This is a genomic window from Vagococcus sp. QWL-13 (genome assembly GCF_058683555.1).
Window position 1 is genome coordinate 270,872 of the sequence record NZ_CM178746.1, and the last position, 23,562, is coordinate 294,433.

General features: G+C 39.3%; 24 protein-coding genes, 1 tRNA gene and 1 pseudogene. 18 read left to right on the forward strand and 8 right to left on the reverse strand.

Going from position 1 to position 23,562, the window contains the following annotated elements; genetic code table 11:
• The first annotated feature begins 132 nt into the window (after positions 1-132).
• The 7 genes from AC4PHI_RS01405 to AC4PHI_RS01435 all read left to right on the forward strand — a co-directional run bounded on the left by AC4PHI_RS01405 (position 133) and on the right by AC4PHI_RS01435 (position 6,300).
• A complete protein-coding gene (locus tag AC4PHI_RS01405) occupies positions 133-597 on the forward strand; it encodes a hypothetical protein (RefSeq protein WP_492200549.1) in 465 nt (154 codons plus the stop codon).
• A 9-nt stretch (positions 598-606) separates the two neighbouring features.
• Entirely contained in the window at positions 607-1,251 is a 645-nt protein-coding gene (locus AC4PHI_RS01410) for a response regulator transcription factor (RefSeq protein WP_492200550.1), read from the forward strand.
• Positions 1,252-1,253: 2 nt separating this feature from the next.
• Positions 1,254-2,363 (forward strand): sensor histidine kinase, encoded by a 1,110-nt coding sequence (locus tag AC4PHI_RS01415; protein WP_492200551.1) that lies wholly within the window; start codon positions 1,254-1,256, stop codon positions 2,361-2,363.
• Between the two features lie 375 nt (positions 2,364-2,738).
• Positions 2,739-3,425 carry a response regulator transcription factor gene (locus AC4PHI_RS01420; RefSeq protein ID WP_492200552.1) on the forward strand — a complete coding sequence of 229 codons (687 nt, stop codon included), beginning with the start codon at positions 2,739-2,741 and terminating at the stop codon, positions 3,423-3,425.
• Positions 3,415-4,530, forward strand: a complete 1,116-nt coding sequence (locus tag AC4PHI_RS01425; protein ID WP_492200553.1) for an ATP-binding protein — start codon at positions 3,415-3,417, stop codon at positions 4,528-4,530. The genes AC4PHI_RS01420 and AC4PHI_RS01425 overlap by 11 nt, the downstream gene beginning before the upstream one ends.
• Positions 4,531-4,608: 78 nt before the next feature.
• Positions 4,609-5,487 (forward strand): D-alanyl-D-alanine carboxypeptidase family protein, encoded by an 879-nt coding sequence (locus AC4PHI_RS01430; protein WP_492200554.1) that lies wholly within the window; start codon positions 4,609-4,611, stop codon positions 5,485-5,487.
• 276 nt (positions 5,488-5,763) lie between these two features.
• Positions 5,764-6,300 (forward strand): helix-turn-helix domain-containing protein, encoded by a 537-nt coding sequence (locus tag AC4PHI_RS01435; protein WP_492200555.1) that lies wholly within the window; start codon positions 5,764-5,766, stop codon positions 6,298-6,300.
• A gap of 137 nt (positions 6,301-6,437) precedes the next feature.
• Here the strand turns inward: AC4PHI_RS01435 and AC4PHI_RS01440 are convergent.
• Together AC4PHI_RS01440 and AC4PHI_RS01445 are read right to left on the reverse strand one after the other, a co-directional pair.
• Positions 6,438-6,508 (reverse strand) — tRNA-Gly (locus AC4PHI_RS01440).
• A gap of 36 nt (positions 6,509-6,544) precedes the next feature.
• Positions 6,545-7,058, reverse strand: a pseudogene (locus AC4PHI_RS01445) (transposase); the annotation flags it as partial.
• Positions 7,059-7,202: 144 nt separating this feature from the next.
• Here AC4PHI_RS01445 and AC4PHI_RS01450 point away from each other — a divergent pair.
• The 5 genes from AC4PHI_RS01450 (at position 7,203) to AC4PHI_RS01470 (ending at position 12,337) form a co-directional block, all read left to right on the forward strand.
• Complete coding sequence (locus AC4PHI_RS01450; RefSeq protein WP_492200556.1) at positions 7,203-7,862, forward strand: bifunctional 2-keto-4-hydroxyglutarate aldolase/2-keto-3-deoxy-6-phosphogluconate aldolase; 660 nt, start codon at positions 7,203-7,205, stop codon at positions 7,860-7,862.
• 304 nt (positions 7,863-8,166) lie between these two features.
• The gene (locus AC4PHI_RS01455) at positions 8,167-9,045 is read left to right on the forward strand and encodes an AraC family transcriptional regulator (RefSeq protein WP_492200557.1); all 879 of its coding nucleotides are present in this window, start codon (positions 8,167-8,169) and stop codon (positions 9,043-9,045) included.
• A gap of 85 nt (positions 9,046-9,130) precedes the next feature.
• Entirely contained in the window at positions 9,131-10,207 is a 1,077-nt protein-coding gene (locus AC4PHI_RS01460) for a Gfo/Idh/MocA family protein (protein WP_492200558.1), read from the forward strand.
• An 86-nt stretch (positions 10,208-10,293) separates the two neighbouring features.
• A complete protein-coding gene (locus AC4PHI_RS01465) occupies positions 10,294-11,262 on the forward strand; it encodes a sugar phosphate isomerase/epimerase family protein (protein WP_492200559.1) in 969 nt (322 codons plus the stop codon).
• 19 nt (positions 11,263-11,281) lie between these two features.
• The gene (locus tag AC4PHI_RS01470) at positions 11,282-12,337 is read left to right on the forward strand and encodes a Gfo/Idh/MocA family protein (RefSeq protein ID WP_492200560.1); all 1,056 of its coding nucleotides are present in this window, start codon (positions 11,282-11,284) and stop codon (positions 12,335-12,337) included.
• A 140-nt stretch (positions 12,338-12,477) separates the two neighbouring features.
• On the opposite strand, the gene AC4PHI_RS01475 is transcribed toward AC4PHI_RS01470, so the two are convergent.
• The gene (locus tag AC4PHI_RS01475; RefSeq protein WP_492200561.1) at positions 12,478-12,639 is read right to left on the reverse strand and encodes a hypothetical protein; all 162 of its coding nucleotides are present in this window, start codon (positions 12,637-12,639) and stop codon (positions 12,478-12,480) included.
• Positions 12,640-12,724: 85 nt separating this feature from the next.
• On the opposite strand from AC4PHI_RS01475, the gene AC4PHI_RS01480 reads away from it, so the two are divergent.
• The gene (locus AC4PHI_RS01480; RefSeq protein ID WP_492200562.1) at positions 12,725-13,579 is read left to right on the forward strand and encodes a helix-turn-helix domain-containing protein; all 855 of its coding nucleotides are present in this window, start codon (positions 12,725-12,727) and stop codon (positions 13,577-13,579) included.
• Positions 13,580-13,762: 183 nt separating this feature from the next.
• Here AC4PHI_RS01480 and AC4PHI_RS01485 read toward each other — a convergent pair whose 3' ends face one another.
• The 5 genes from AC4PHI_RS01485 to AC4PHI_RS01505 form a co-directional block, all read right to left on the reverse strand.
• A complete protein-coding gene (locus tag AC4PHI_RS01485) occupies positions 13,763-14,065 on the reverse strand; it encodes a hypothetical protein (RefSeq protein ID WP_492200563.1) in 303 nt (100 codons plus the stop codon).
• Entirely contained in the window at positions 14,062-14,448 is a 387-nt protein-coding gene (locus tag AC4PHI_RS01490) for a helix-turn-helix domain-containing protein (protein ID WP_492200564.1), read from the reverse strand. Before AC4PHI_RS01490 ends, AC4PHI_RS01485 begins: the two co-directional genes overlap by 4 nt.
• Before the next feature lie 162 nt (positions 14,449-14,610).
• Positions 14,611-15,816: a hypothetical protein gene (locus AC4PHI_RS01495; RefSeq protein WP_492200565.1), complete on the reverse strand. Its 1,206-nt coding sequence runs from the start codon at positions 15,814-15,816 to the stop codon at positions 14,611-14,613.
• A 14-nt stretch (positions 15,817-15,830) separates the two neighbouring features.
• Positions 15,831-16,679, reverse strand: a complete 849-nt coding sequence (locus tag AC4PHI_RS01500; RefSeq protein ID WP_492200566.1) for a YitT family protein — start codon at positions 16,677-16,679, stop codon at positions 15,831-15,833.
• A 2-nt stretch (positions 16,680-16,681) separates the two neighbouring features.
• A complete protein-coding gene (locus AC4PHI_RS01505; protein WP_492200567.1) occupies positions 16,682-17,806 on the reverse strand; it encodes a M20/M25/M40 family metallo-hydrolase in 1,125 nt (374 codons plus the stop codon).
• A 198-nt stretch (positions 17,807-18,004) separates the two neighbouring features.
• Between AC4PHI_RS01505 and AC4PHI_RS01510 the strand changes: the two genes are divergently transcribed.
• From AC4PHI_RS01510 to AC4PHI_RS01530, 5 genes are all read left to right on the forward strand, one after another.
• A complete protein-coding gene (locus tag AC4PHI_RS01510) occupies positions 18,005-19,444 on the forward strand; it encodes an AcpB/EbpR/MafR family transcriptional regulator (protein WP_492200568.1) in 1,440 nt (479 codons plus the stop codon).
• A 237-nt stretch (positions 19,445-19,681) separates the two neighbouring features.
• Positions 19,682-19,891 carry a hypothetical protein gene (locus AC4PHI_RS01515; protein WP_492200569.1) on the forward strand — a complete coding sequence of 70 codons (210 nt, stop codon included), beginning with the start codon at positions 19,682-19,684 and terminating at the stop codon, positions 19,889-19,891.
• A 344-nt stretch (positions 19,892-20,235) separates the two neighbouring features.
• Positions 20,236-21,669: a PTS system trehalose-specific EIIBC component gene (treP, locus tag AC4PHI_RS01520; RefSeq protein WP_492200570.1), complete on the forward strand. Its 1,434-nt coding sequence runs from the start codon at positions 20,236-20,238 to the stop codon at positions 21,667-21,669.
• Positions 21,670-21,682: 13 nt separating this feature from the next.
• Positions 21,683-23,347, forward strand: coding sequence for an alpha,alpha-phosphotrehalase (gene treC / locus AC4PHI_RS01525; protein WP_492200571.1), 1,665 nt, complete (start codon positions 21,683-21,685; stop codon positions 23,345-23,347).
• Positions 23,348-23,411: 64 nt separating this feature from the next.
• Positions 23,412-23,534: a transposase gene (locus tag AC4PHI_RS01530; protein WP_492200572.1), complete on the forward strand. Its 123-nt coding sequence runs from the start codon at positions 23,412-23,414 to the stop codon at positions 23,532-23,534.
• Positions 23,535-23,562: the final 28 nt, after the last annotated feature.

Sequence of the window (23,562 nt, forward strand, 5' to 3'; positions counted from 1 at the left end):
TTCTCAACATAACTGCTATATAATATAATTTAATTTATTATCGGTTGACAGGAAAACGTGAGTTAATTTTTTGTTAACAACTTGGAAATATTTCTTCTTTATCATAATGATTAGAAGAAAGGAATGATAAAAATGAAAAAATCTATGGTACTTACATTAACGCTGATTAGTTTAGGGAGCATGATATTATTTCTTGGCGGTATCTTTGGCACTCGCTATTTGTCGCAACGGGTGCTTGCCGATACTGATAGTATGGGCAGTATTGAAGCTGCTTTCTCTCAGCCGCAATTATTGAGTGAGGAAAAAGTAAGCGACTTTTATGACATTTGGCTGGATAGTCCGATTTTAGCAAGAAATGAAGAAAAGAAAGCGGGAGAGGTCGTTTTGAATCAGGCGGGAGAATATGCCTATTCTTTAGAAACTTTATCATCGGATACTGCGGCTCTATCGAGCGAAATCGATTCAGAAACTCCGATCATTGAAATATGTCAGAAATATAGTGTTGATCCTGAAGGAAAGATTAAAGACCTTCCCGATGAGGCGATAGAAGAAATTGAAAATGTCTTGGTTGCCTTATCTACACACGGAGAAGAATGAGGTTTTTTTATGAGTAATATTTTAATTGTTGAAGATGACCGAGGGATCAATCAGTTGGTTAACTCAGGGTTAAAAATAGCCGGATTTCACTGCTTCCAAGCCTATTACGGCATGGAAGCTCTTCGTATTTATGAAAAGGAAAAGATAGATTTGATTTTGCTGGATATCAACTTGCCAGATAGTGATGGCTTTTCTTTATTTGGAAGTTTTAAGAACACACCTATTATTTATTTGACTGCCCGGGATGGGCTAGATGATAGAGTAAAGGGATTAAATTTAGGGGCGGAAGATTACATAGTGAAACCTTTTGCTTTGCCGGAATTAATCGCACGTGTACAAGTCGTTTTACGGCGGTTCAATCGTGAAGACAATCTTTTTATTCTGGATGGATTAAGCGTGGATTTAGAAAAACGCAAAATATCTCGTGGCGGCTCTCCAGTGAGTCTGACCTATCAAGAATATGAGCTGCTAACTGTGCTGATACGGCATAAAAATCTTGCGCTGACACGCAGTCAATTATTAGATTTGGCGTGGGGCTTTGATTATACAGGAGATGAGCGAACCGTTGATGTTCATATCCAGCGCTTGCGTAAAAAATTAAAGTTGGATTCGCTGAAGACGGTTTATAAATTAGGCTATCGATTGGAAGTGTAAAGATGCAATTATGGAAAAAAAACTTTTTATTAGCCTTCATTCTTTCTCAGCTCTTGATTTTTAGCGGTATTTTATTTTTTAACGGTTTCTTTTTCCATCAGATGTTGAAGGAACAACATGCTCATTTTTATCAAAATCAAAAGAACAGCTTGTCACAGATCGACCTTATCTTAGCTGAAGACACACCGGATTCGTTAAAAGAATATATAAAAAAAATAAATAGACAGCAAGATTTTTATTATCTTATCAATAAAGAGAATCAGATTATTTTTGACAGCATCTCTGAGATTAAACATTCATACTCACAAGAAGATCATGCCGCGGTTATGCCAAAAAATCAAGACGAGCGTGTTTTATCGCAAAAAATTGATTATGGCTCAGGCGTTAATGTGGAATATTTTCAGGATATTTCTTCTTTGTACAGACAGCAAAACAAGCAGGTACTATTTAGTTTGGTTTTCGGTTGTTTCTTGTCAACGGTTATTGGCATTTTTTTATATTGGCAGATGAAGAGGATTTACCGCCCGATTCAAAATATTTCCCATGAGTTGCGGACACCTTTGACGCTGATTGCAGGGTACTCAGAGCTTTTATTCCGGACTAAGACAACAGAACAGGAAAAAATCGAAATGAGTCAATTGATTTATAGTGAAACTGAACAATTGATGGTGCTTATTTCTCAACTGCTGATTATGGGGGACCTGAAAGAGGGAGAAATAAAAAGGGAACGTTTATATTTTTCAGAAAGAGTCAAGTATTTGCAAGAAAGATACCCGCTCCTCCAATTGGAAATCAGTGAAGAACAAGCTTTTTATGGGAATAAAACACTGATAGACCGGCTATTAGTCAATTTGCTGGACAATGCCTCTCGTGAAAGTACTAAGGTGAAAGTAAAGATTGATGGTTCAAAAATGATGATTGAAAATGACGGCCCCCATATTGAGCCGACCGTATTAAAAAAAATGAACAGCGGGAAAGAATTGTCTCCGGGTGAGTACCACGGTTCAGGTAAAGGTTTTCAGCTTTGCCGTGAAATTATTTTTCTCCATGAAGGGGAAATCGTTCTTCATTCTCAGCCGAATCGTACTCAAGTGTTTATATCTTTGAAATAAACCTGCTGAAAATAATTGTTATGGCGGTATTTTTTGCGAAGAATTGTGAGAGAATTGTTCGCTTGGTTGTTTTTCTCTGATTTTATAAAAAATGCACCTTTGCCTTAAATGCTTGGAAAATTTGAATATTCATCAAGATATGGCTATAATTTTGTCAGACAACCGTAAATTAAACGGTCTTTCAAGCAAAAACGGTAAATCAGATTTTAAATTCAATAGAACCTATATACAGGGTGAAAAGTTCTGACTGGTTAGAAGCTTGTGATAAGAGTCTCAATCAATCTAGTACTTTAAAGTTGCTCTTAAAAGGGATTCAACATGACTCAGCTTTTCCCATTGCTTATGATTATTTTTGAAAGAGATCGGAGGACGGAAATGACAATTCTGCTGGTGGAAGATGAAGAAAGTATCTCTAATTTGGTGGCAGTCTATTTAAAAAATGAAAATTATCCGGTAAACGTATGCCAAACCGGGAAAGAGGCGTTGAAGAAAATCAATGAAGAAGAAATTTCTCTCGCTATTTTGGATGTCATGCTGCCTGATATCAGCGGCTTTGAAATATGCCGGTATATTCGCGAAAAAGGGTTCACCTACCCAATCATCATGTTGACAGCTAAGGGAGAAGAATTAGATAAAATCACAGGATTGACGCTGGGGGCAGATGATTATGTAACCAAACCGTTCAAACCGCTGGAGTTAGTGGCAAGAGTAAAAGCACAGCTGCGCAGGGTGCATGCGTATAATCTTCAACCTGAGACGAAGCTGCTGACGGTGAAAGGGTTAGAAGTTGACACTGTGAAGCGAACGGTGACTCTGAATGGACAGCCGGTGAATTTAACGCCGAAGGAATATGATATTTTAGTTTTGCTTTTAGAAAATCGCGGTCACGTTGTCACAACAGAGACATTGTTTCAAGAAGTTTGGCGGGAAAAATACTTTGAGACTTCCAGCAATACCGTGATGGTCCACATTCGTCATTTGAGAGAAAAGTTGGAAGACACATCAGAACAGCGAGCCTATATTCAGACGGTTTGGGGAGTGGGGTATAAAATTGACGAATAAACTTTATAAGAAGATGCTCTACACCTTGTTGTTGATTACAGGTGGTTTTATAGCACTGATGATTCTAGTCAATCAAACATTCATCGGCAAGGCTCTCGGAAAATTGATGGATGAAATGCTTGTAAGCTATTCCTATGATGAGGCTGCCGGTATCGGCATGAGCGAGGTAGACTGGCCGCGTTTTAAAATGTTTTTTGTCGTGGTGACTATCCTCCTGCTTTTGCTTATCAGCGGGGCAACATTTTTGGTTATCCGCAATATGTTGAAAAAAGAACTGGGAGAGCTTGGTAAAGCGGTGCCCAAATTCATGAAAAATGAAGATGCAGATTTATTGGAAGATTATCCGGAACTAGGTTATCCCTTGGCAGAAGTCAGGAATGACTATCAACAGGCGGAGGAATTATACCGTAAAGAATCCCAGCGGACGAAAGACATGATTACCTATTTGGCCCATGACTTAAAAACACCTTTGGCATCTATGATCGGCTACTTGAACCTTCTGTGTGATATCCAAGATCTGCCGTTGGAAAAACGGGAAAAATATCTGACAATTGCTTTAGAAAAAGGGGATCGCCTGGAAGAATTGATTAACGAAATGTTTGATGTGGTTCGCTTTGACTTAGACAGCATGGGGCTTCACTTGGCAGAAATTCCTGTTCATTTTTTACTCAATCAGATGGCAGAGGAATTTTATCCGATGCTGCAAGAAAAACAGCAGAGAATCACTTTAGAAGTGGCAGAAGATTTAACGATGACCGCCGACCCCGAAAAAATTGCCCGAGTGATTAATAATCTTTTGAAAAATGCAGTCTATTACGGGAAAGCCGGCAGTGAAATCACAATAAGAGCTGAGCGATCTGATGACAATCGATTGACCATAAAGGTAAGTAACGAAGGAAAGACCATCCCGGCAAAAGAGCTGGAGATGATTTTTGAAAAATTTTATCGTTTGGACAAGTCCCGCAGTACTAAAAACGGCGGCGGCGGACTAGGTTTGGCCATCGCTAAAGAAATCATCCATGCCCATCAGGGGACCATTGTTGCTGAAAGTCAAAAGGGTTTGACAACATTTACCATTGAACTGCCATTTCTTAAGGAAACTTAAGAGTAATATAAGATTAATTTCACACATCGCCTGCTCTTTCTTGGTTAACTGGTAATTAAGAAGAGGAGGTTGTTTTTTATGAAAAAATTGATCGTCAGCCTTATTGTTTTGCTGGGGATGGCAAGTCTGCTGCTTGCTTTTCATAATCAATCAAAAAATGCAGTCTCATTGAGAGGGTTGACAAGTGAATCTGTCATTTTGACAGACTTTGAAACCGGAGAAGTTCTCGTGGAAAAAAAGTCTGACAAGAAAATTCAAATAGCTTCATTGACAAAGCTGATGACTGCTGTCTGTGTCATCGAATCCACGGAAAACTTCAACGATACAGTGATACTTTCTGAAGAAAATTTGAATCGACTGGCAATGGAAGGGATGGCTGTCTCAGGATTTTCTGCCAATGATGCAGTGACTGTCAACGATTTATTGTACGGCATGCTATTGCCGTCGGGGGCAGATGCAGCCGAAGCGTTGGCTTATTATGTGTCGGGCAGTATGGATGACTTTGTGGAGTTGATGAATAATAAAGCACAGGAGCTGGGGCTGAAGCGGACTCACTTTTCCAATGTGATAGGATATGACGACAAAGGAAATTACTCTACTGTGCAGGATATCGCAAGTTTATTGACATATGCACTGCAATACCCGCTGTTTAAAGAGATTTTTATGACCCAGCAAAAAATCTCCCAGCCGACTGTTTTTTCTCCAGAGGGTGTGCTTTTAGAAAGTACCATGATAAAGTCAGGAGAATATTTAGGGTTTGAGGGGGGAACAATCCTTGGCGGCAAAACAGGCTATACTCGCAAGGCCGGTTTATGCTTGGCGAGTATTGCAGACATTCATGGGCGATTATATCTTTTAGTCAATTGCCATGCAGATGGAAGTCCAAATACAGAGCCGGCTCACTTGATTGAAGCAAAAGAGATTTATCAAAGGCTTGCAATGAATGAACGAGAGTGATTTTTATAGATGCAATAACTAACTAATTTTAAAGAAAAGTGATGGGAGAATTAAAATTTTAGAGATTATTACATAAGCGAGTGTGCTTCCTTTGATATTTTAAATGCTCAATTTTTGTTTGCGGATAGACGTGGTGATAAATAAGCTCATTATAAATTTAAATTCATTTTAGTAGTGTCAAAGTTTCTTGACATTGCTATAATATAGGCTAATGTCAAGGAATCTTGATGGAAATTTAAGTGCAACTTTTATAAATTTATGAGTGAGGAGACAACAATGACTATCGGTGAAAAAATTAAACAGCAACGACAAAAACGAAAATTTACTCAGGAGGATGTAGCTGAAAAAATTCATGTTTCAAGGCAAACAATTTCCAGTTGGGAAAACTCCAAAAGTTTGCCTGATGTCACCAGTTTGATTTTATTAAGTGATATTTATGGTGTCTCTTTAGATGAATTAATAAAAGGAGATAGCATTATGATTGATAACATTAAGAAAAATGAACAGTTGGCCAGAGAAAGTATAGAGTTGAAAAGGAACAGGTTAGTCACGGGGATTTCTATAACGGGAGCCGTTGTAGCATATGTGGCAGAAAGTTTAACTTCAATAAATACTTACTCATTGGTTCCGATACTGTTGCTGATAGGATTATTAGCCAGTAGCATCCCAACACATCTTTTAACTGAACAAACTAAGGAAAACAAATTACGAATAAAATCTCTACTGATAAAAAAGGGAGTACTTATTTCTCTGGGGATTATTACCGGATTTATAGTCGCATTTATTTTCTCTAAGTGGTTTATATCGATTTAAACTAATCAAAGACACCCAACAAGGGATAGTTTACAGTCTATCCTTTGTTGGGTGTTATGATTTAGAATAAATTTTTTTCATTTAAAAACTAGGCGCAAAAAATATTTGCTCTTTTGTAGCAAAGAATGGAGCAAATAAGCGGGTGACGAGAATCGAACTCGCGACGACAGCTTGGGAAGCTGCAGTTTTACCACTAAACTACACCCGCATATAATAATGATTATAAAACTAAAAATATGATTTTTCAAGGAGATAATTTTATGTAAAATACTATATAATGTTTCACTGCACTCTTAGTGTTCAAACCTATATACTTTCTTGTAGAACTCAGCCACTCATCATGGAGGTATCAGGACTGCTCCGATCAATCGATTGGCTGACACGCTGTTAGGAAAGATACGAATAATCTTTTCTCTTCTGCGTACTTTTTGATTCAGTTGTTCAAGAAGGTTGGTACTTTTCAGTCGATGGTGTCCATTGCCGATATCTGCGTATTGAAATGCATCTTCAATGCCATCATCCAAGGTTTCACAAGCTTTTGTATGTTTCGTTTAATCGCTATAGCTGGCAACGATTCGATTTTTAGCGTCTCGCGCTGAGTTGATATTTGTCATCTTAAAGATGGCTTTAACCGCTTCTCGAAAAGGTTTTGAGTTTTTCTTTGGAATGGTCGTAAGGATATTCCTTAAGAAGTGTACTTGGGATCTCTGCCAACTTGAGTTAGTAAATGACTTACGAATCGCAGAGACGAATCCTTTATCCAGCGCATAAATAGTTGTTATTGTATTGATATTTTTTTAAGGCTACTATTATCTGGAGATTAATATTATAATAGACAATGTCAACATATAAAACAGTGGAGATGGCTGTTTTTTTGAGGTAATGAAAAAGGAGGAATAATCATGTCGCAGAAAGCGAAAATTTTAAGAAAATTGAGAGAAAATTATTTGTTTGCGGTGGTCAGAGGTCAGACCGAGGAAGATGGTTACAAGATTTCAGAAAGTTGTATTGCTGGTGGAATAAAAAATATCGAAGTCACTTACACAACTCCAGGAGCAAGTAAGGTTATCCAAAGGCTGTCAGAGACAGTTGAAGATCCGGCAGCGGTTATCGGGGCAGGAACGGTGTTAGATCCAGCGACAGCAAATGAAGCAATACTTTGCGGTGCAAAATTTGTGGTCAGTCCTCATTTTGACAGCAGTATAGCTAAAGTGTGTCATCGTTATGCAGTGCCTTATTTACCAGGATGCGGTTCGGTGACGGAAATCATCTCTGCTATGGAATCAGGTGTGGATGTTGTTAAATTATTCCCAGGCGGATTATTGGGCGCGAGCTTTATTAAAGATGTTCATGGTCCGTTGCCTTATGCGGCAATGATGCCTTCTGGGGGTGTTTCCTTGGATAATTTAGACCAGTGGATTAAAGCAGGTGCATGGGCGGTTGGCGTTGGCAGTGCTTTGACGACTGACTTGGAACAACTTGGTTTTGACAGTGTACTCGAAAAAGCAGCTGCATTTAGTGAAAAAGTCAAAAAGATCAGGCTTGAAATTAGCGATTTGTGACCGAGAGAATAATAATTGACATTGAGCGTTAAAGCAGCTCAAACAAGATATTTTAGCAAATAATATTTTAATTACAAGATAAGACAATCGTAAGTTGTTGAATAGTTTAAACTTTCAACTCCTTGCGATTGCTTTTTTCTAATAATGACTTATCAGTCTTTTTTAGTGATTAGAGGGAAAATGAATAATAACATACCTCCTTCTAACACTTGCTCTTTTCGGATATTTCCACTTGATATTTGTCCCTAAAACTCAGAAGTGTTAGAATTTAGAAAAGAGAGAGACCTTGAAAGGAGAGAGAATCTTGAGTAAAAGCCGTTTTTTAGAAATACCTAAGTTGGACAGCAGATTTCCTTTCCGGTGTTTTTCAGATCTGGGAGAGGTATTTGTCTACCCTCATTGGCATAAAGAAGTGGAAATCATCTATGTTGTTCGGGGACTGATAAAAATCGGTGTGGAAGACGAGTTGATTGAGTTGAAAGAAGGGGAAATCTATTATTTTGACAGCGGAGTTCCTCATTATTTTCTGGCTTCCCCTGAAAGCAAGCGCTTGGTTTACCAATTTGATTTAAGTGTATTCAGTAAAATTTTTTTAGACGGGCAATATGGGGAGACTGTACAGGAAGTATTTTTTAGACGGGAAAACTGGAGCAAAAACTGGCCACAAGAAACGGTGGAAAAGATGCGGTCAGTGTTAGAAGATCTTTACAATCAGTTTCAATTGCTGGACTCGGGAGGATTGTATCTGTTTTACTTTTATCTCCATCAGCTTCTGCTTTATTTCTACGGGGAGCTTCCAAAAAAAAGCAAACAGACCCGACAAGTAGTTTCCAATGAATCGTTGAGAAGCCAAGAGGTCATTCAAAAAATGGATGTAATTTTTTCGTATCTGGAAACTAATTATCAGGAAAAAATTACTTTGGAAAGTGTGGCACAAGAAGTGGGATTCAATCCCCAATACTTTTCCCGCTTTTTTAAAAAAAACACCGGCATTACTTTTATGGCATTTTTAACGGAATATCGTATCAATATTGCAAAATCGATTTTGAGTTCCGAAGATTTGCCGATGATCGATGTGGCGGAAAAAGCCGGGTTTAACAGTGTCAAGACCTTCCATCATGTCTTTAAAGAACACGTGGGTGTTTCACCGAAAAAATATCAGAAGTCAATATCCGGGAATTAGTGCCTAATCTTTGGGAAGAAATCCTTTTCATTTTTTTGTATAGTGGAGGTATCAGAACACATACGAAAGAATGGGGGATTTTTTTATGACGTTAAAAGTAGGAATCATTGGCTGCGGAGGCATCGCCAATGGGAAACATTTGCCGAGCTTGGCACAAGTGGCGGAAGTGGAACTTGTTGCTTTCTGCGATATTGTGTTGGAGCGGGCGGAAAAGGCTAAAAAAGAGTATGGCGGGAAAGAAGCCAAAGTTTATAAAAATTATCAGGAGTTATTAGAAGACGACACTATCGAAATCATTCATGTGTGTACGCCAAACTGTTCCCACGCAGAAATATCTATTGCCGCCATGGAAGCCGGCAAACATGTCATGTGTGAAAAACCGATGGCAAAAACAGCAGCAGAAGGGCGTGCGATGCTTGAAGCGTCGAAAAAAACCGGTAAGAAGCTGACCATAGGGTATCAAAACAGATTCCGGGGCGATTCGAAATATTTGCATGAAGTTTGTGCTGACGGGGAATTGGGGGATATTTATTTAGGCAAAGCAAAAGCAATCCGGAGACGAGCGGTGCCCACATGGGGAGTTTTTCTGGATGAAGAAGCCCAAGGGGGAGGTCCTTTGATTGACATTGGCACCCACGCACTGGATCTAACTCTGTGGATGATGGATAATTATAAACCAAAATATGTGGTAGGGAATACTTACCATAAGCTGTCCCAATCAGAAAATGCTGCTAATGCATGGGGACCTTGGGATCCTGAAAAATTCACAGTGGAAGATTCCGCTTTTGGTTTTATCACGATGGAGAACGGCGCAACGATTATTTTGGAATCAAGCTGGGCCATTAATATGAGAAAAGCCGGTGAAGCTCAGACCACCTTGTGCGGAACAAAAGGCGGTGCGGATATGGACGATGGTTTATACATCAACGGAGAAGACCGGGGACTGTTGTATGACAGAAAAGTTGAGCTGGAAACAGGCGGTGTGGATTTTTATGATGGGACAGACTCTGCTCCTGAACTATTAGAAGCACAGTCTTGGATTGATGCGGTGAAAAATGACACTGAGCCAGTGGTCAAACCGGAGGAAGCGTTAGTAGTGACGGAAATTCTGGAAGCAATCTACCGCTCAGCTGAAACTGGGAAACCTGTTTTCTTTGATTAAACCTTTCAGTAAATGCACCGGGACTATTTTTATAAGAAGAAAATCTAATCTGTTTTTTTAAAAAAGTATAGAAAGTAGGAATAAGAATGAAATTAGGTGTTTTCACGCCATTGTTTAATGAGTTATCTTTTGAAGAAATGATTGATGTTGTCTCAGCTGCTGGGTTGCAGACAGTGGAAATCGGTGTGGGCGGAAATCCAGGCAATGCCCATTGCGATATGGAGAAATTGCTGAATAGCGAAGCAGCCCGGGAAGACTATCTAGCTAAGTTGGCCGAGAAAGGTTTGTCTATCAGTGCGTTCAGCTGTCATAATAATCCGATTGCACCAAACCCAGTTGAAGCAGCCGAAGCGGACAAAATATTGCGAAATGCTATCAAGTTGGCTTCATTGATGAATGTGCCTGTGGTCAATACATTTTCAGGTGTGTCAGGAGGCAATGACACGGATACGCAAGTGAACTGGCCGGTGCTGCCATGGCCGACAGAGTACAGCGACAATTACAGCTACCAGTGGGAGAATAAATTAATTCCTTACTGGAAAGAAATCAACCAAGTGGCAACAGATGCCGGTGTGAAAATAGGAATCGAACTTCACGGAGGATTCTTATGCCACACACCTTACACTATGTTGAAGTTGCGAGAAGCTACGGGACCAGCAATTGGTTGTAATCTTGACCCAAGCCATTTGTGGTGGCAAGGTATCGATCCTGTAGCAGCAATTAAAATATTAGGGAAAGCTGGGGCGATTCATCATTTCCATGCCAAGGACACCTATCTAGACCAAGACAATATCAATATGTACGGATTGACGGACATGCAACCTTACAGCAATGTGCAGACACGTGCTTGGACATTCCGTTCGGTAGGTTGCGGTCACAGCATGGGCGAATGGTCTGATATCATTAGTGCCTTGAGAACTTACGGCTATGATTACGTGTTAAGTATCGAGCATGAAGATCCTTTAATGTCAATTGACGAAGGATTCCAGCGGGCAGTCACAAATTTACAGTCAATCACGATTAAAGACGAATCATCAGACATGTGGTGGGCATAGAGTTAGGAGAATAGAGTCAATGAAGAAATTAAACTTTGTCATTATTGGCTTCGGCGGTATGGGAAGCTACCATGCACGGGATTTGATTGGAAAAAATGATTTCGTGACAACTTATGGCGTTTACGATATTGCCGAAGACAAGCAAAATAGTGCTGCAGAAGAAAAGTTTAAAACCTACCGTAGTTATGAAGACGTTTTGGCAGATGAGGCAGTGGATGTAGTGCTGATTGCTACGCCCAATGACAGTCACAAAAGTTTAGCGGTTCGGGCATTGGAAGCCGGCAAGCATGTGGTTTGCGAAAAGCCTGTAACGATGGACGTAAAAGAATTTGATGACATCATGGAGGTAGCGGAAGCAACTGAAAAAGTGTTTATGGTGCACCAGAACCGTCGTTGGGACGAAGATTTTTTGATTATCCGCGAATTGTACCGCAATCGCCAGATAGGCGAACTTTTCCAAATTGAATCCCGCGTCCACGGTGCTAATGGTATCCCGGGTGATTGGCGTCATCTGAAAAAATACGGAGGGGGCATGGTATTGGATTGGGGCGTTCATTTGCTTGATCAAATGCTGTTTATGGTGGGCAGTCCAGTGGCCTCTGTCTATGCGGAATTGAGTTATGTGCTTGGAGATGAAGTTGATGACGGGTTTGTCGCTCATCTTACCTTTGCCAACGGGGTGAAAGCACAGGTCGAAGTAGGAACCAGCAATTTTATCAAACTTCCCCGCTGGTATGTCAAAGGCCTCAAAGGCACAGGCATTGTTTATGATTGGGACTTATCGGGAGAATTGGTGATGCAAAAAGAAGCCACTGAAAAGGTGGCACCTACGCCTATCCGGGCCGGACAAGGGTTGACTAAAACGATGGCTCCTCCATCTGAAGAGATGATTGTAAGGGACACATTGCCGGCAGGAAAAGCCGACTTTCCAGAGTTTTACGAAAACTTTTATCATGTGGTTGCCGGGGAGCAAGAACCCGTAGTGAAAAATGAAGAAGTGCGTGACGTGCTGGTGCTGATCGAAAAGATTTTTGAATCGGCAGAAAAGAACCAAGTGTATCATTTTGAAGGATAGCCTTTAAACTTTTATTTTATACGAAAATATCCCTCCTGAATTTTCAGGCGGGATATTTTTTTGATAAAGACACGCTGCTATACGGATAGGCCCAAAACGAAAAGTTTTGAAAGTTTTCTTTAGCAGGGGAAGGTTATCCATCACGATTTTGCTTTGCTGGTGCCTCGCAAAGCGACAATCACTGCTAAGATCAGAAAAATGAGAGAGACCATCCAGTTTTCCCCAACTAGAAATGATCTGGCTGCATTGAAAATAAAAATAACAGCTACAATCCAATTGACATACTTAGTGATAAATTTCATTTTAAATTCCTCCTTTAAATGAAGTTTATAGTATAATTATAAAAGTGGCATTAAACGAACTTATAAGTTCTTAGGAGGGCGAAAGATGAATTTCGGCGGAACTTTTAAAAAATTCCGATTAAATAAAGGGTTATCACTAGTTGATGCGGCCAAAGAGATTGTTTCTCCTCAGTTTTTAGGCCGTTTTGAAAAAGGGCAAAGCGATATGACTATCAGCAATCTTTATTTGTTGCTGCAAAACCTTAACGTTAGTTTAGAAGAATTTTTCTATGATTATGAAAAAAATACAGAGGCGTTTTCTTTGGAAAAATTTGAAGAGCAGTTGGATATTATCTACCATACGAACGACAAACTACTTTGGAATGAATTATATAGAAAAAATTTGGTGAAACTTACAGAGGAAAAAAATCAATCCTATCACATTGATCAATGTTTGAGGAAATGGTCAAATCATGTGTTTAAAACCGGCTATGTTCTTGATGTCCAAACTATCACCGACTACTTGGAGTCCATCGAAACTTGGGGCCAATATGAATATTTCTTAGCCAGTCTTTTTATTGTACATGTTCCGGCTGAGCGGTTAAGTTTGCTTTTTCAAAAAGTTTTCCATAAAAAAATCAAACAACTGCCTTTAAAAATACGGATTTTTGATTTTTATTTTAGTGTTTGTATCTATCTTATCTTGGAAAAAGAATTTGAACTAGCCGCCAAAGTGGTCAATTATTATGAGAAAATCGAAAGTCCTGAAGAAGTCCTGTTAAATATGCCGATACTGGCTTGCCAAAAAGTATTAAAGGCTATTTTGCTGCTTGAAAAAGACCCGCAGCAAGGTCTGTTGAAGTGCCGACAGGCCATTGAGCTTTTCGAGATGTTAGGATTTTCTCTTTATGCTGAGCGTATAAAAAAACTCGTTTTTCAGATAGCAGGAGAAAAAATATAGGCCAATCAAATATCCGGCAGTTTCCCTTTTCTCGGAAGGAACATACCAAGGTTAGTTCAGTCATAGGAAAAACGAATAAAAAATATCCCCTAAATTTTGAAGCAACCCCCAAACGTTAGACCAAAAATCTAACTTTTGGAGGTCTCTATTTTTATGGCAAAGTATAATTTTGAATACGAATTACTATTTCGATGTAATAAGAGGAATCAGAGCTAATGCAAAAGTTAATAGTCGGATACCGTGATGAGCCCAATTTATATCGCCTTGCTTGGAGCCATTATAAATTGCGCTATCTATGATAAGTATGATACCGATAATTATGTGCCACCACTTAATTTCATATGTTTTAAGTCCTAAATATATTCCAAATAGAATCAGAAGTGAGCCGATAATCATTACCCATGGACCTACATGACCAATTTTTATATTTAAACCAGCTGTTAATAAATGAATGAGTGCAAGTATTATCAAAAGGGTATATTTCATAAAGTAAACGTCTCCTCATTTTCTAGATAGCTTAATTTCGTTAGTATTTTATTGATGTTCATTTCAGCTTTCTCAATATCTTCTTTTTGTTTTATCAGTTTTTCTAATTTCTCTTCAAAAAATTGTTTGTAGGCTGCTACTTTTTCTTTCTTAACTTGGCTTCCATCCAATAAATCTTCACTGGCGTGAAAAATATAGTGTATGTCATTAATAGAAAAATCCAAATTCCGCAAAAATAAAATATGTTTAACTAAGAGTATTTGATCCTCAGCAAAATCCCAATATCTGTTTTTATGGGAGTATTTTAGTAATTTTCTTTTTGCATAAAAACGAAGGGTATCCACACTAACTCCTGTCTTTTTTGATAGTTCACCAATTTTCATCAAATATCACCTCACTATGATTCTACTCTATGGAGTGCACTTCATGTCAAGCATTGAAATAGATTGTGTAGGTGGCAAAAAAACAGATGTTGCCAGAGAACCTTAACGTTCTCTGACAGCATCTGTTTTTGATAAAGAATGTGTAGTGTCTTTGGGACAATGTTAACCGATAATCAATCCCACAATCAATCCGCCAGTGATAACGGAAGTAATCGTAATCGTGGAAAATCCAGCTGTAACCATGATTGGCAAGATATTTTGCTCGATGACGGCAATTTCTTCTTTGGTTTCGCCCACGACCGCGGCGGCTTCTTTTGATAACACCATGGTTCCCGGGAAGCCGAAGAAAGTGGTCATACCGACAGCGATGGAAAGAGCCCCGGAGTAACCAAGTTTCCGTCCGATAAAGTAAGCGGCAATAAAGACCATCAAGACTCCTGTGACCAAGTAGAAAACAATCGGCCACACAAGTGATAACAACTCAGCTGGTACCACATCAGCTAAAGGCGCAAAAGCGATAACCATGATTGAAATCATCAGCAAACCAAAAGAGTCAGTAGAAGATAGAGCGCTCGGCTTTAAAATTTTAAAGTGGCGTAAAACAATCCCCATCAACAAGGCAATAACAAATGTATTGACTCTTCCTGCAGTTAACTGGCTCAAAAGACTGGATATATAGACAGTCGCCCCTAGTAAAAATAGTTTGGCATAAGGTGTCAGCAAGAAATCCGGCAAGATGCTGGTGCTATTGTCAGTAGGGTCTGCGACAGCTGCTTCCTCGACATACTCCAATTTACCATCACGGTAATCCTGTTTAACTTGGAGTGCCTCCTTTTTCAAAATGTTAGCAGTGACCAGAAAGCCGACAAGGTTTTTCAAGTTTAAAATCAGCAACGGGAAAACGGCTAACAAGTATCCTGACAAAGCGCCAAGATCTCCACCGGCTTTCATAATGTCGGCAGCTCTGTCTTGTACCATCAAGACGTTGACTGTTCCTCCAGTGATAGCAGCTGTTCCTGCAACGGCGATGTTTCGGTCGAAAATCAGATTGCCTACAAAAAACAGGGCAATGGTCATGATGACGACTGTTAGTGAACCGATAACGAAAGTCCTCCACTGGGCTTTTAAATCCTTAAAACTCATGGTTGTACCCAGATGGACGATAATGACGCCGATGACGGCATTTCCGATGCCCAGCAATCCGGATTTTTCAATAAGGTCGTAAGGCAAAAAATCTGCCGCAAAACCTACTAGAAATATCATGGAAGCAACAAGCATCATAGAGACAAGTGCTTTGGTCTTTTTTGAAATAAATTCTCCGATTGTCCAAATCAACATCACAACACTAAAAGCTAAAATAGGTTCCATTTCTTTTTCTCCTTCTATTGAATTGGGTGATAAGTAAAGCCTAACCCGCTCACTTCTGCCACATTATAAGTAATGATAAAAGCGTTGGGGTCGATTGTTTGAATGATTTCTTTTGTCTTAGGGTAATTTTTATCGGAAACTACCAGCAAAATCATTTCCTGATTTGTGGGCGTTTCGCATGAGCGGACATCAAAAAGAGTTAAGTCCGCCGGGAGCACCGTTTGTAATTTTCCTCTGAATTTTTCCGTTGCGATATTGCTGACAAACATGACAGCTTTCTTTCGATTTGTTCCTGTTTCTATATACATCATGACCATAGAGGTGATAGTAATCGACATGATAGCAAAAAGAAATTCTTCCATACCAAAAACATATAGACTGAAGCAAACAATCAGAGCGTCTGAAAAGAGCAAACCCAAAGAAGTGTTCAAATGAAAATATTTTTCAAAAATCAATGGCGGAATGGTGGTCCCACCGCTGGATGCTTGGATTTTGTAGAGGATAGCTACCCCGATACCGAAGATGATGCTGCCAAAAATCATTGATAGCATTCGGTCTGCTGCTACCATGATTTCGGGGACGATGGCCAGTGCCACAGGAAACATCAGGCTGCCATAGAAAATGTTCATAAAAACTTTTCGCCCCAGAAAAATTGCAGCAAGGATCAGCATGACCACATTAAGGACAAAAACAACCACTGCCCTGTCGATATCTAATACGATTTCCAGCAAAATGCCAAGACCGCTCACACCACCTGCTGCGATATGATGGGGGCCGAGAAACATATTGATACTGACCCCCAAGATCAAAACAGCAACGGCTATTTTGACCAATTGTAAACCTTGTTCTTTGAGTCTGCTCATTCTTACCTCCTTTTGGCGGGAGTTCGTTTAGCTAATTCAATCACTAAGGCTACTGCTTTTTCCATCTCAGAGATGCTGACACTTTCTTCAGTGGTATGCATATCTGCGTATCCAATGGATAGGTTTGGCGTACTTTTTCCTTGAGCATTAAATATATTCGCATCACTTCCGCCTCCGCTGATTTCAGAGACTACATCAAATCCTAAGTGAGTCGCAGATTCTTTTAGCAGGGCCATGATCGGCTGGTCGTCTGTAATCCGGAAACCTGTGGCCATTTGGTTGGCAGAAATTTCTACTTTTCCGCCAAATTTATCGGCAGCCTGCTTAAAAGCTGTTTCCATCTGCTGTACTAATTGTTGCGCTCTTTTTTCAGAAATAGCTCTTACTTCCCCTTTAAGCTGCAACTCGTCCATAACGATATTGGATGCTTCTCCCCCTTGGATAAAGCCGATATTCGCTGTGGTTTCCGCATCCAATCGGCCGGTTTCGATATGAGGGAGGGCATCTGCTAGAATCGAAACAGCAGAAATACCTTTCTCAGGTTCCATACCAGCATGGGCTGCCCGTCCTGTAATTTTTACGTCATACATGAACAGGAAGGGACTGGCAATGGTCACATGACCCACTGGCCCGGCACTGTCAAGCACGAAACCATAATTTGATGTGAGTAAACTCATATCTAAGGCTGCTGCACCAATCAGACCGATTTCCTCACCCGGGGATAATACAAATTCCAATAAACCGGTAGGAATTTTTTCTTCTTGAATCCGGCGGATGGCTTCAATCATGATGGCAATTCCGGCTTTATTGTCTGCTGCCAAAATCGTGTCCCCTTTGGAATACAACACACCGTCTTTTTCAATAACTTCAATGTCTTTTCCGGGGGAGACGGTATCGGTATGGGATGAAAAGAACAAAGGTTCAACTTCTTCCTTGCCCTCCAACTTGGCGATCAAGTTGTTCGCCCCTAGACCTGTTTGTGCCATGCTGTCATCTTCAATGACTTTTAAATTCAAAGAAGTGAACACATCTTTTAGGTACTCGTGAACTTTTTTTTCATCTTTTGATTCAGAGTCGATGGACACCAAATCGATGAATGTTTGGACTAATCTGTTTTTTGTTTCCATGTTTTTTCCTCCTAATAATTTTTTCAGACGTGGACTACAATCAACTGTGGTCTATTTTGAAGGAATATAATAGGAATAAATGGTCAATTAAATTTTTATTTTCTTTTTTTTTGACTACTTGTTATATTTATAGTTGAAAAAAAGTGATAAAAGAATCATAATACAGGTGAAAAGAAACCTTTGGAGGAAGGTGTTTTTATGTTTTTGAATCTGCTTTCGCGCTCGGAGCAAAAAAAATTGAGCATGATTGAATTGCTGCTGCACAGGAAAGATTTGGACAGCAGAAACGTTGCTGACAAATTGGGCATTAATCAGTTGCTTGTCGAAAAATATTTAAGCGAATTGATGGAGGAAGCAGACTTTTTGATTATCGACTATTTTTCGACGCCGGATATTTCCCTGTCATTGGCGCCCTCATACGGGATTGATGAACTTTACAGCTTTTTTTTGGAACGTTCATCCGCCTTTCAGCTGTTAGAAGTACTTTTTTATTCTGATTACGGCAGCTATGAACTTTTAGGTGTAGAATTGAATTTAAGCAAATCATCTGTAATCCGTTTAATCCAGCAAATCAATGCAGAAATCAAAAAGTACGATTTTTACATTGCGAAGAAACCGCTCAGGATTATTGGCAACGAAGTGGCTGTGTCGCAATTTTTCTCGATTCTTTTTGTTGAAAAATATCAAAATAAACAGTTTCCCGAAAATCAGAATTTAGAAAAAGAGTTAAAGCTGGCGGCTTTGGAATTACAGCGTCATTTTCCGGTGGAACCATATTTTTCTGATATTCAAAAACTGATTATCATGATTTATGTCCACAGGATTAGGGAAAGAAACGGTTATTTTCTACTGATGGATGGAGATGAGGAAGCTCCTGCAGATTTTTTAAACAAGGAGAAAAAAAGTCGTTTATCTCTAGGGCGGATTCAGTATTATTTGACCCGCCATGTCTTCAATGACGTGGAAAACAAGGAGGAAATCGGACAGGCACTAAGGGAGATTTTCGCCGCAGTATTCGACACGTATAATTATGAGCCGGAAGATTTTGAAACGGTGTTCCCTAAAATTCTTTTTCAATATTTGATTGGAGTCAACCTTCAAGTACCTTATTGTATCCTGAATAACTACCTGCACCGCTTTGTGATGTTTCAACGGCGAATAATGACAAAAAAAATCTACAAAACGATAGAACTGGCGTTTGAAAAGTCAATGCTGACAGATAAACATCAGGAAAATATGGAACATCTCTGCTATCTTTTCAGTAATTTTTTCCCGAATTACGAGGAAAAAATCTCCCGTAATCAAAAAGTGTTCCGGCTGGGGTTGTTTTTTGACACCAATTCAGAGCATACGGAATATTTGAAATACCAAATAGAAAAATTGTTACCCTATGAAATTATCATCACGATCATCAATCCCTTAGATATTTTTTCCATCCCCTCCTCGGGCGATACTTTCGATTTGATTCTTAGCAATATTTCTATCCCTCAGAGTACTTTTTCGCTGAGATATAAAGACTATCATTTTATAGACAGCACATTGGTCCCGCAAGATATCGACTTTATTACCGAAAAAGTTGAAAAATATATTTCCCAGTCAGCAGGAGAACCGGGTTTCCAGGAATACAAAAGTTTCTGAAGCGGCTTACCAAAAGAGATGCTGATATCTATACAATGCTGACATTTTAGTGCCTTTTCTTTCATAATGGATTTCAGGTCGAAAAAATGTTTGATAAATGGTATCATTATGATTGAAATTTAAAGAAGACAGTTCATAGCATGTTGTAATTACCGCTAAAAATAATCATTATAAATTCGCCGGAAGTCCGGGAAATACATCGCAGAAATTTTATGATAAAGGTGGAGGTGGCACATTTTGATAGTTATCGTTCAAACTTTAGGACTATCTTTTGCTTTTGGTCTCATTATCACTACTTTGCTGCACGTTTTAAAAAAATCTCGTGAACACAAAGGTTTATCCCCGTGGCATTTTTTTATTGGCACGCTGAGTTTGACTACTTTGGGTTACGTCATCATCGTATTGATCAATTTGATTCTTTTGTTAAAAGACAGAAATTTTATTTGAGAAAAAATTATATGGATGATGGGACTGATGAATCGAAAGTTGATTCATCAGTCTCTTTTTTATTCCAATGGGACGATTATATGGAGTTTTTTTATCAGTGGAAGAAAAGTATTGGTCTTTGAATGAGACTGGACATTGTTTTGATTGTTGTTATTTTATATTGGTTGTTAGTCATCTTGTTTATTTAAAATCAAGCGAAAAGTTTGATTTTTAATTGATAAATAAAGGTTTGTATAACTGTTCGAAACAAACGAATAAAATGATTGAGAGATTTTATTTGTTTTTTTAAAACAAAAAAACTACAATGGGAGCGTGAACATAAATTTGGCAAGGAGGGAAAAAGTTTGGGGAAATTTATGGATGATGCAGAAAAGCTGTTGAAGGCAATCGGAGGTTCAGAAAACATTTCGGCTGTTTCTCACTGTGTGACCCGGATGCGTTTTGTGTTAGAAAATCCGGAAGCGGCAAATGTGAAAGAAATTGAAGAAATTCCGTCAGTTAAAGGAACATTTACTCAATCAGGACAGTTTCAAGTAATTATTGGCAACGATGTTGGAGAATTTTATAATGATTTTCGGGCGATTTCCGGCAAAGAAGGCGTATCGAAAGAGGATGCTAAAACTGCAGCCAAAAAAAATATGACACTTATTCAACGTGTGATGGCGGCCTTGGCAGAAATTTTCACCCCTTTGATTCCTGCTTTAGTTGTGGGGGGATTGATTTTAGGATTCCGTAATGTTTTAGAAGGTATCCCATTTGAGGCCCTCGGCAATCAGACAATTGTTGACGTTTCTCAATTTTGGTCAGGAATCAATGCACTATTATGGCTTCCCGGGGAAGCAATTTTTCATTTTCTACCAGTAGGTATCACGTGGAGTATTTCTCGTAAAATGGGAACAACCCAAATTTTAGGTATCGTCTTAGGGATTACGTTGGTTTCCCCTCAACTGCTGAATGCTTTTGCCGTCGGCGGTGCCGCAGAAATACCTCAATGGGATTTCGGTTTTTTCCAAATAGACATGATTGGTTATCAGGCCCAAGTGGTTCCGGCAATGCTTGCAGGATTTTTGCTGGCATATTTAGAAATTGGATTGCGCAAGGTTATTCCTAATGCTATCTCAATGATATTTGTTCCATTTTTTTCATTATTGCCTACGATTTTAGCTGCCCACGTTATTCTGGGCCCTATCGGTTGGAAAATCGGCAGTTTTATTTCAACTATTGTAAATGCTGGATTGACCAGCAGTGTAAATTGGCTGTTCGGTTCGCTGTTTGGTTTCTTGTATGCCCCCCTTGTAGTCACAGGTCTGCACCACATGAGCAACGCCATAGATTTAGAGCTGATTAACGAATTTGGCGGAACAAACTTATGGCCGATGATTGCTTTGTCTAATATCGCTCAAGGCTCCGCAGTTTTAGGAGTGATTTTATTGCATCGCGGGAATAAAGAGGAAGAACAAGTGTCTATCCCCGCCATGATTTCCTGCTATTTAGGTGTAACCGAGCCGGCCATGTTTGGTATCAACTTGAAATATTTGTATCCATTTATCGCCGCATTAATCGGTTCCGCCCTTGCAGGGACAGTTGCCATGCTGTCTGAGGTGACCGCTTATTCCATCGGTGTCGGAGGGATTCCGGGCATATTAGTCATTCAGAGTCAATCATGGGTATGGTTTTTAATCTGTATGGCAATCGCAATAGTCGTTCCGGTATTTTTAACAGTCCTGTTCCAAAAAAATAAACTATTTCATAAAGTGGAAGCGTCGTTAGAAAATTGAAAAGGAAAAAAGAATGAAAACTTTTAAAGAAATGACTGTTTATCAAATTTATCCTAAATCATTTTATGATAGTGACGGAGACGGTATCGGAGATTTACAGGGAATCATAAAAAAAATCCCTTATATAAAAAAATTAGGTGTGGATATGGTTTGGTTGAATCCGATTTTTCCGTCACCTCAAAAGGATAATGGTTATGATGTATCAAATTATCAGGCAATCGATCCTCTTTATGGTACGATGGAGGAATTTGAATCCTTAGTTTCATTGTTGGATCAAGAAGGTATCGGTGTCATGCTGGATATGGTATTTAATCACACTTCTACAGAACATCCCTGGTTTCAGAAGGCGTTGAAGGGGGATGAAAAATACCGAGAGTATTATTTGCTGCGTAAACTAAAAGAAGATGGTTCGCTGCCGACTAATTGGCAGTCCAAATTTTCCGGTCCGACTTGGGCGAAATTCGGCGACACAGATTATTACTATTTGCATCTTTTTGATGTGACCCAAGCGGATTTAAATTGGCGGAACCCGAAAGTTCGCCAAGAACTCCGACAAGTATTGTCTTTTTGGCTGTCCAAGGGAGTTAAAGGATTTCGCCTTGATGTGATTAATTTGATAGGCAAAGATGTTCAGTTAGTCGATGCAAAACCAGAGGAAGAAGATAAATTGTTATATACTGACCGCCCGATTGTCCATGAGTTTTTGCAGGAGATGAACGAAAAAGCATTTGGCCCGGATGCCAATGTTGTGACAGTGGGTGAATTGTCTTCCACAACAGTAGAAAAAGCTCAGCAATATTCAAATCCGGCGAATCGCGAGCTGGATATGGTGTTTAATTTCCACCATCTGAAAGTTGATTATAAAGACGGACAAAAGTGGACGCGGATGCCATACGACTTTATGGAATTGAAAAAAATATTAAATGAATGGCAAACAGGGATGGCAGAAGGGGACGGCTGGAGTGCCCTATTTTGGAACAATCACGATCAGCCGAGAGCCTTGAACCGTTTTGGACACACCGGTATTTACCGCGAAAAGTCGGCCAAAATGTTAGCTGCTGCCATACACTTGCTTCGGGGAACGCCTTATATTTATCAAGGGGAAGAGATAGGGATGATTAACCCCGATTATACTCGCTTGGAAGATTATAGAGACGTGGAATCTTACAATGCCTATGAGGAAATGCTGAAGAAGGGATTGACAAAGACTCAGGCCTTGGAAATACTTCAGGAAAAGTCAAGGGATAATGCCCGTTCGCCTATGCAATGGAATCACAGCAGCCATGCCGGATTTACCGAAGGAAGTCCCTGGATTAAAGCAAGTGAAAGTTACAAAACTATCAATGCGGAATCTGAAATGAATAAAAAAGAAGGGATTTTTCAATTTTATCAACAGTTGATAGCCTTGCGTAAGGAGCAGTCAGTCATCTCGAGGGGAAATTATCAACCATTTCTAGCAGAGCACCCGTCTGTTTTTGCTTATAAACGGGAAGATGAAACTCATGAATTATTAGTCTTGAATAATTTTTATGAGGAAGAAGTCGCCATAAACTTGCCAGATGAATTTGTGAATGAGAAAAGTTTCATCTTGATTAGTAATGAAAAAAGTGCCAAAATCACCAAAAAATATCGGCTGTCCCCTTTTGAAAGCACAGCTATTTTGAGACCAAAAGCCTAGAGATATTATGAAGCGACCCCCAAAAGTTAGACCAAAAATCTAACTTTTGGAGGTCGCTATTTTTATGGCAAAGTATAGTTTTGAATTCAAATTAAAAGTTGTTGGAAAGTATCTTAATGGAGCAAGTGGATATGCTTATCTTGCAGACAAATATGGAGTTGCAAAAAGCAGCCAAATATTTTTGTGATTTTATGAGTGGTTGTGAATCAGTTTAG

Excerpts from the sequence above, each read along its gene's own strand:
- AC4PHI_RS01505 (WP_492200567.1), bottom strand. The coding sequence starts at position 17,806 with ATGGAAACAAAAAACAGATTAGTCCAAACATTCATCGATTTGGTGTCC.
- AC4PHI_RS01410 (WP_492200550.1), top strand. The coding sequence starts at position 607 with ATGAGTAATATTTTAATTGTTGAAGATGACCGAGGGATCAATCAGTTG.
- AC4PHI_RS01435 (WP_492200555.1), top strand. The coding sequence starts at position 5,764 with ATGACTATCGGTGAAAAAATTAAACAGCAACGACAAAAACGAAAATTT.
- AC4PHI_RS01485 (WP_492200563.1), bottom strand. The coding sequence starts at position 14,065 with ATGAAATATACCCTTTTGATAATACTTGCACTCATTCATTTATTAACA.
- AC4PHI_RS01405 (WP_492200549.1), top strand. The coding sequence starts at position 133 with ATGAAAAAATCTATGGTACTTACATTAACGCTGATTAGTTTAGGGAGC.
- AC4PHI_RS01415 (WP_492200551.1), top strand. The coding sequence starts at position 1,254 with ATGCAATTATGGAAAAAAAACTTTTTATTAGCCTTCATTCTTTCTCAG.
- AC4PHI_RS01430 (WP_492200554.1), top strand. The coding sequence starts at position 4,609 with ATGAAAAAATTGATCGTCAGCCTTATTGTTTTGCTGGGGATGGCAAGT.
- AC4PHI_RS01450 (WP_492200556.1), top strand. The coding sequence starts at position 7,203 with ATGTCGCAGAAAGCGAAAATTTTAAGAAAATTGAGAGAAAATTATTTG.
- AC4PHI_RS01510 (WP_492200568.1), top strand. The coding sequence starts at position 18,005 with ATGTTTTTGAATCTGCTTTCGCGCTCGGAGCAAAAAAAATTGAGCATG.
- AC4PHI_RS01420 (WP_492200552.1), top strand. The coding sequence starts at position 2,739 with ATGACAATTCTGCTGGTGGAAGATGAAGAAAGTATCTCTAATTTGGTG.
- AC4PHI_RS01470 (WP_492200560.1), top strand. The coding sequence starts at position 11,282 with ATGAAGAAATTAAACTTTGTCATTATTGGCTTCGGCGGTATGGGAAGC.
- AC4PHI_RS01490 (WP_492200564.1), bottom strand. The coding sequence starts at position 14,448 with ATGAAAATTGGTGAACTATCAAAAAAGACAGGAGTTAGTGTGGATACC.
- AC4PHI_RS01495 (WP_492200565.1), bottom strand. The coding sequence starts at position 15,816 with ATGGAACCTATTTTAGCTTTTAGTGTTGTGATGTTGATTTGGACAATC.
- AC4PHI_RS01480 (WP_492200562.1), top strand. The coding sequence starts at position 12,725 with ATGAATTTCGGCGGAACTTTTAAAAAATTCCGATTAAATAAAGGGTTA.
- AC4PHI_RS01500 (WP_492200566.1), bottom strand. The coding sequence starts at position 16,679 with ATGAGCAGACTCAAAGAACAAGGTTTACAATTGGTCAAAATAGCCGTT.
- AC4PHI_RS01465 (WP_492200559.1), top strand. The coding sequence starts at position 10,294 with ATGAAATTAGGTGTTTTCACGCCATTGTTTAATGAGTTATCTTTTGAA.
- treC (WP_492200571.1), top strand. The coding sequence starts at position 21,683 with ATGAAAACTTTTAAAGAAATGACTGTTTATCAAATTTATCCTAAATCA.
- AC4PHI_RS01460 (WP_492200558.1), top strand. The coding sequence starts at position 9,131 with ATGACGTTAAAAGTAGGAATCATTGGCTGCGGAGGCATCGCCAATGGG.
- AC4PHI_RS01475 (WP_492200561.1), bottom strand. The coding sequence starts at position 12,639 with ATGAAATTTATCACTAAGTATGTCAATTGGATTGTAGCTGTTATTTTT.
- AC4PHI_RS01530 (WP_492200572.1), top strand. The coding sequence starts at position 23,412 with ATGGCAAAGTATAGTTTTGAATTCAAATTAAAAGTTGTTGGAAAGTAT.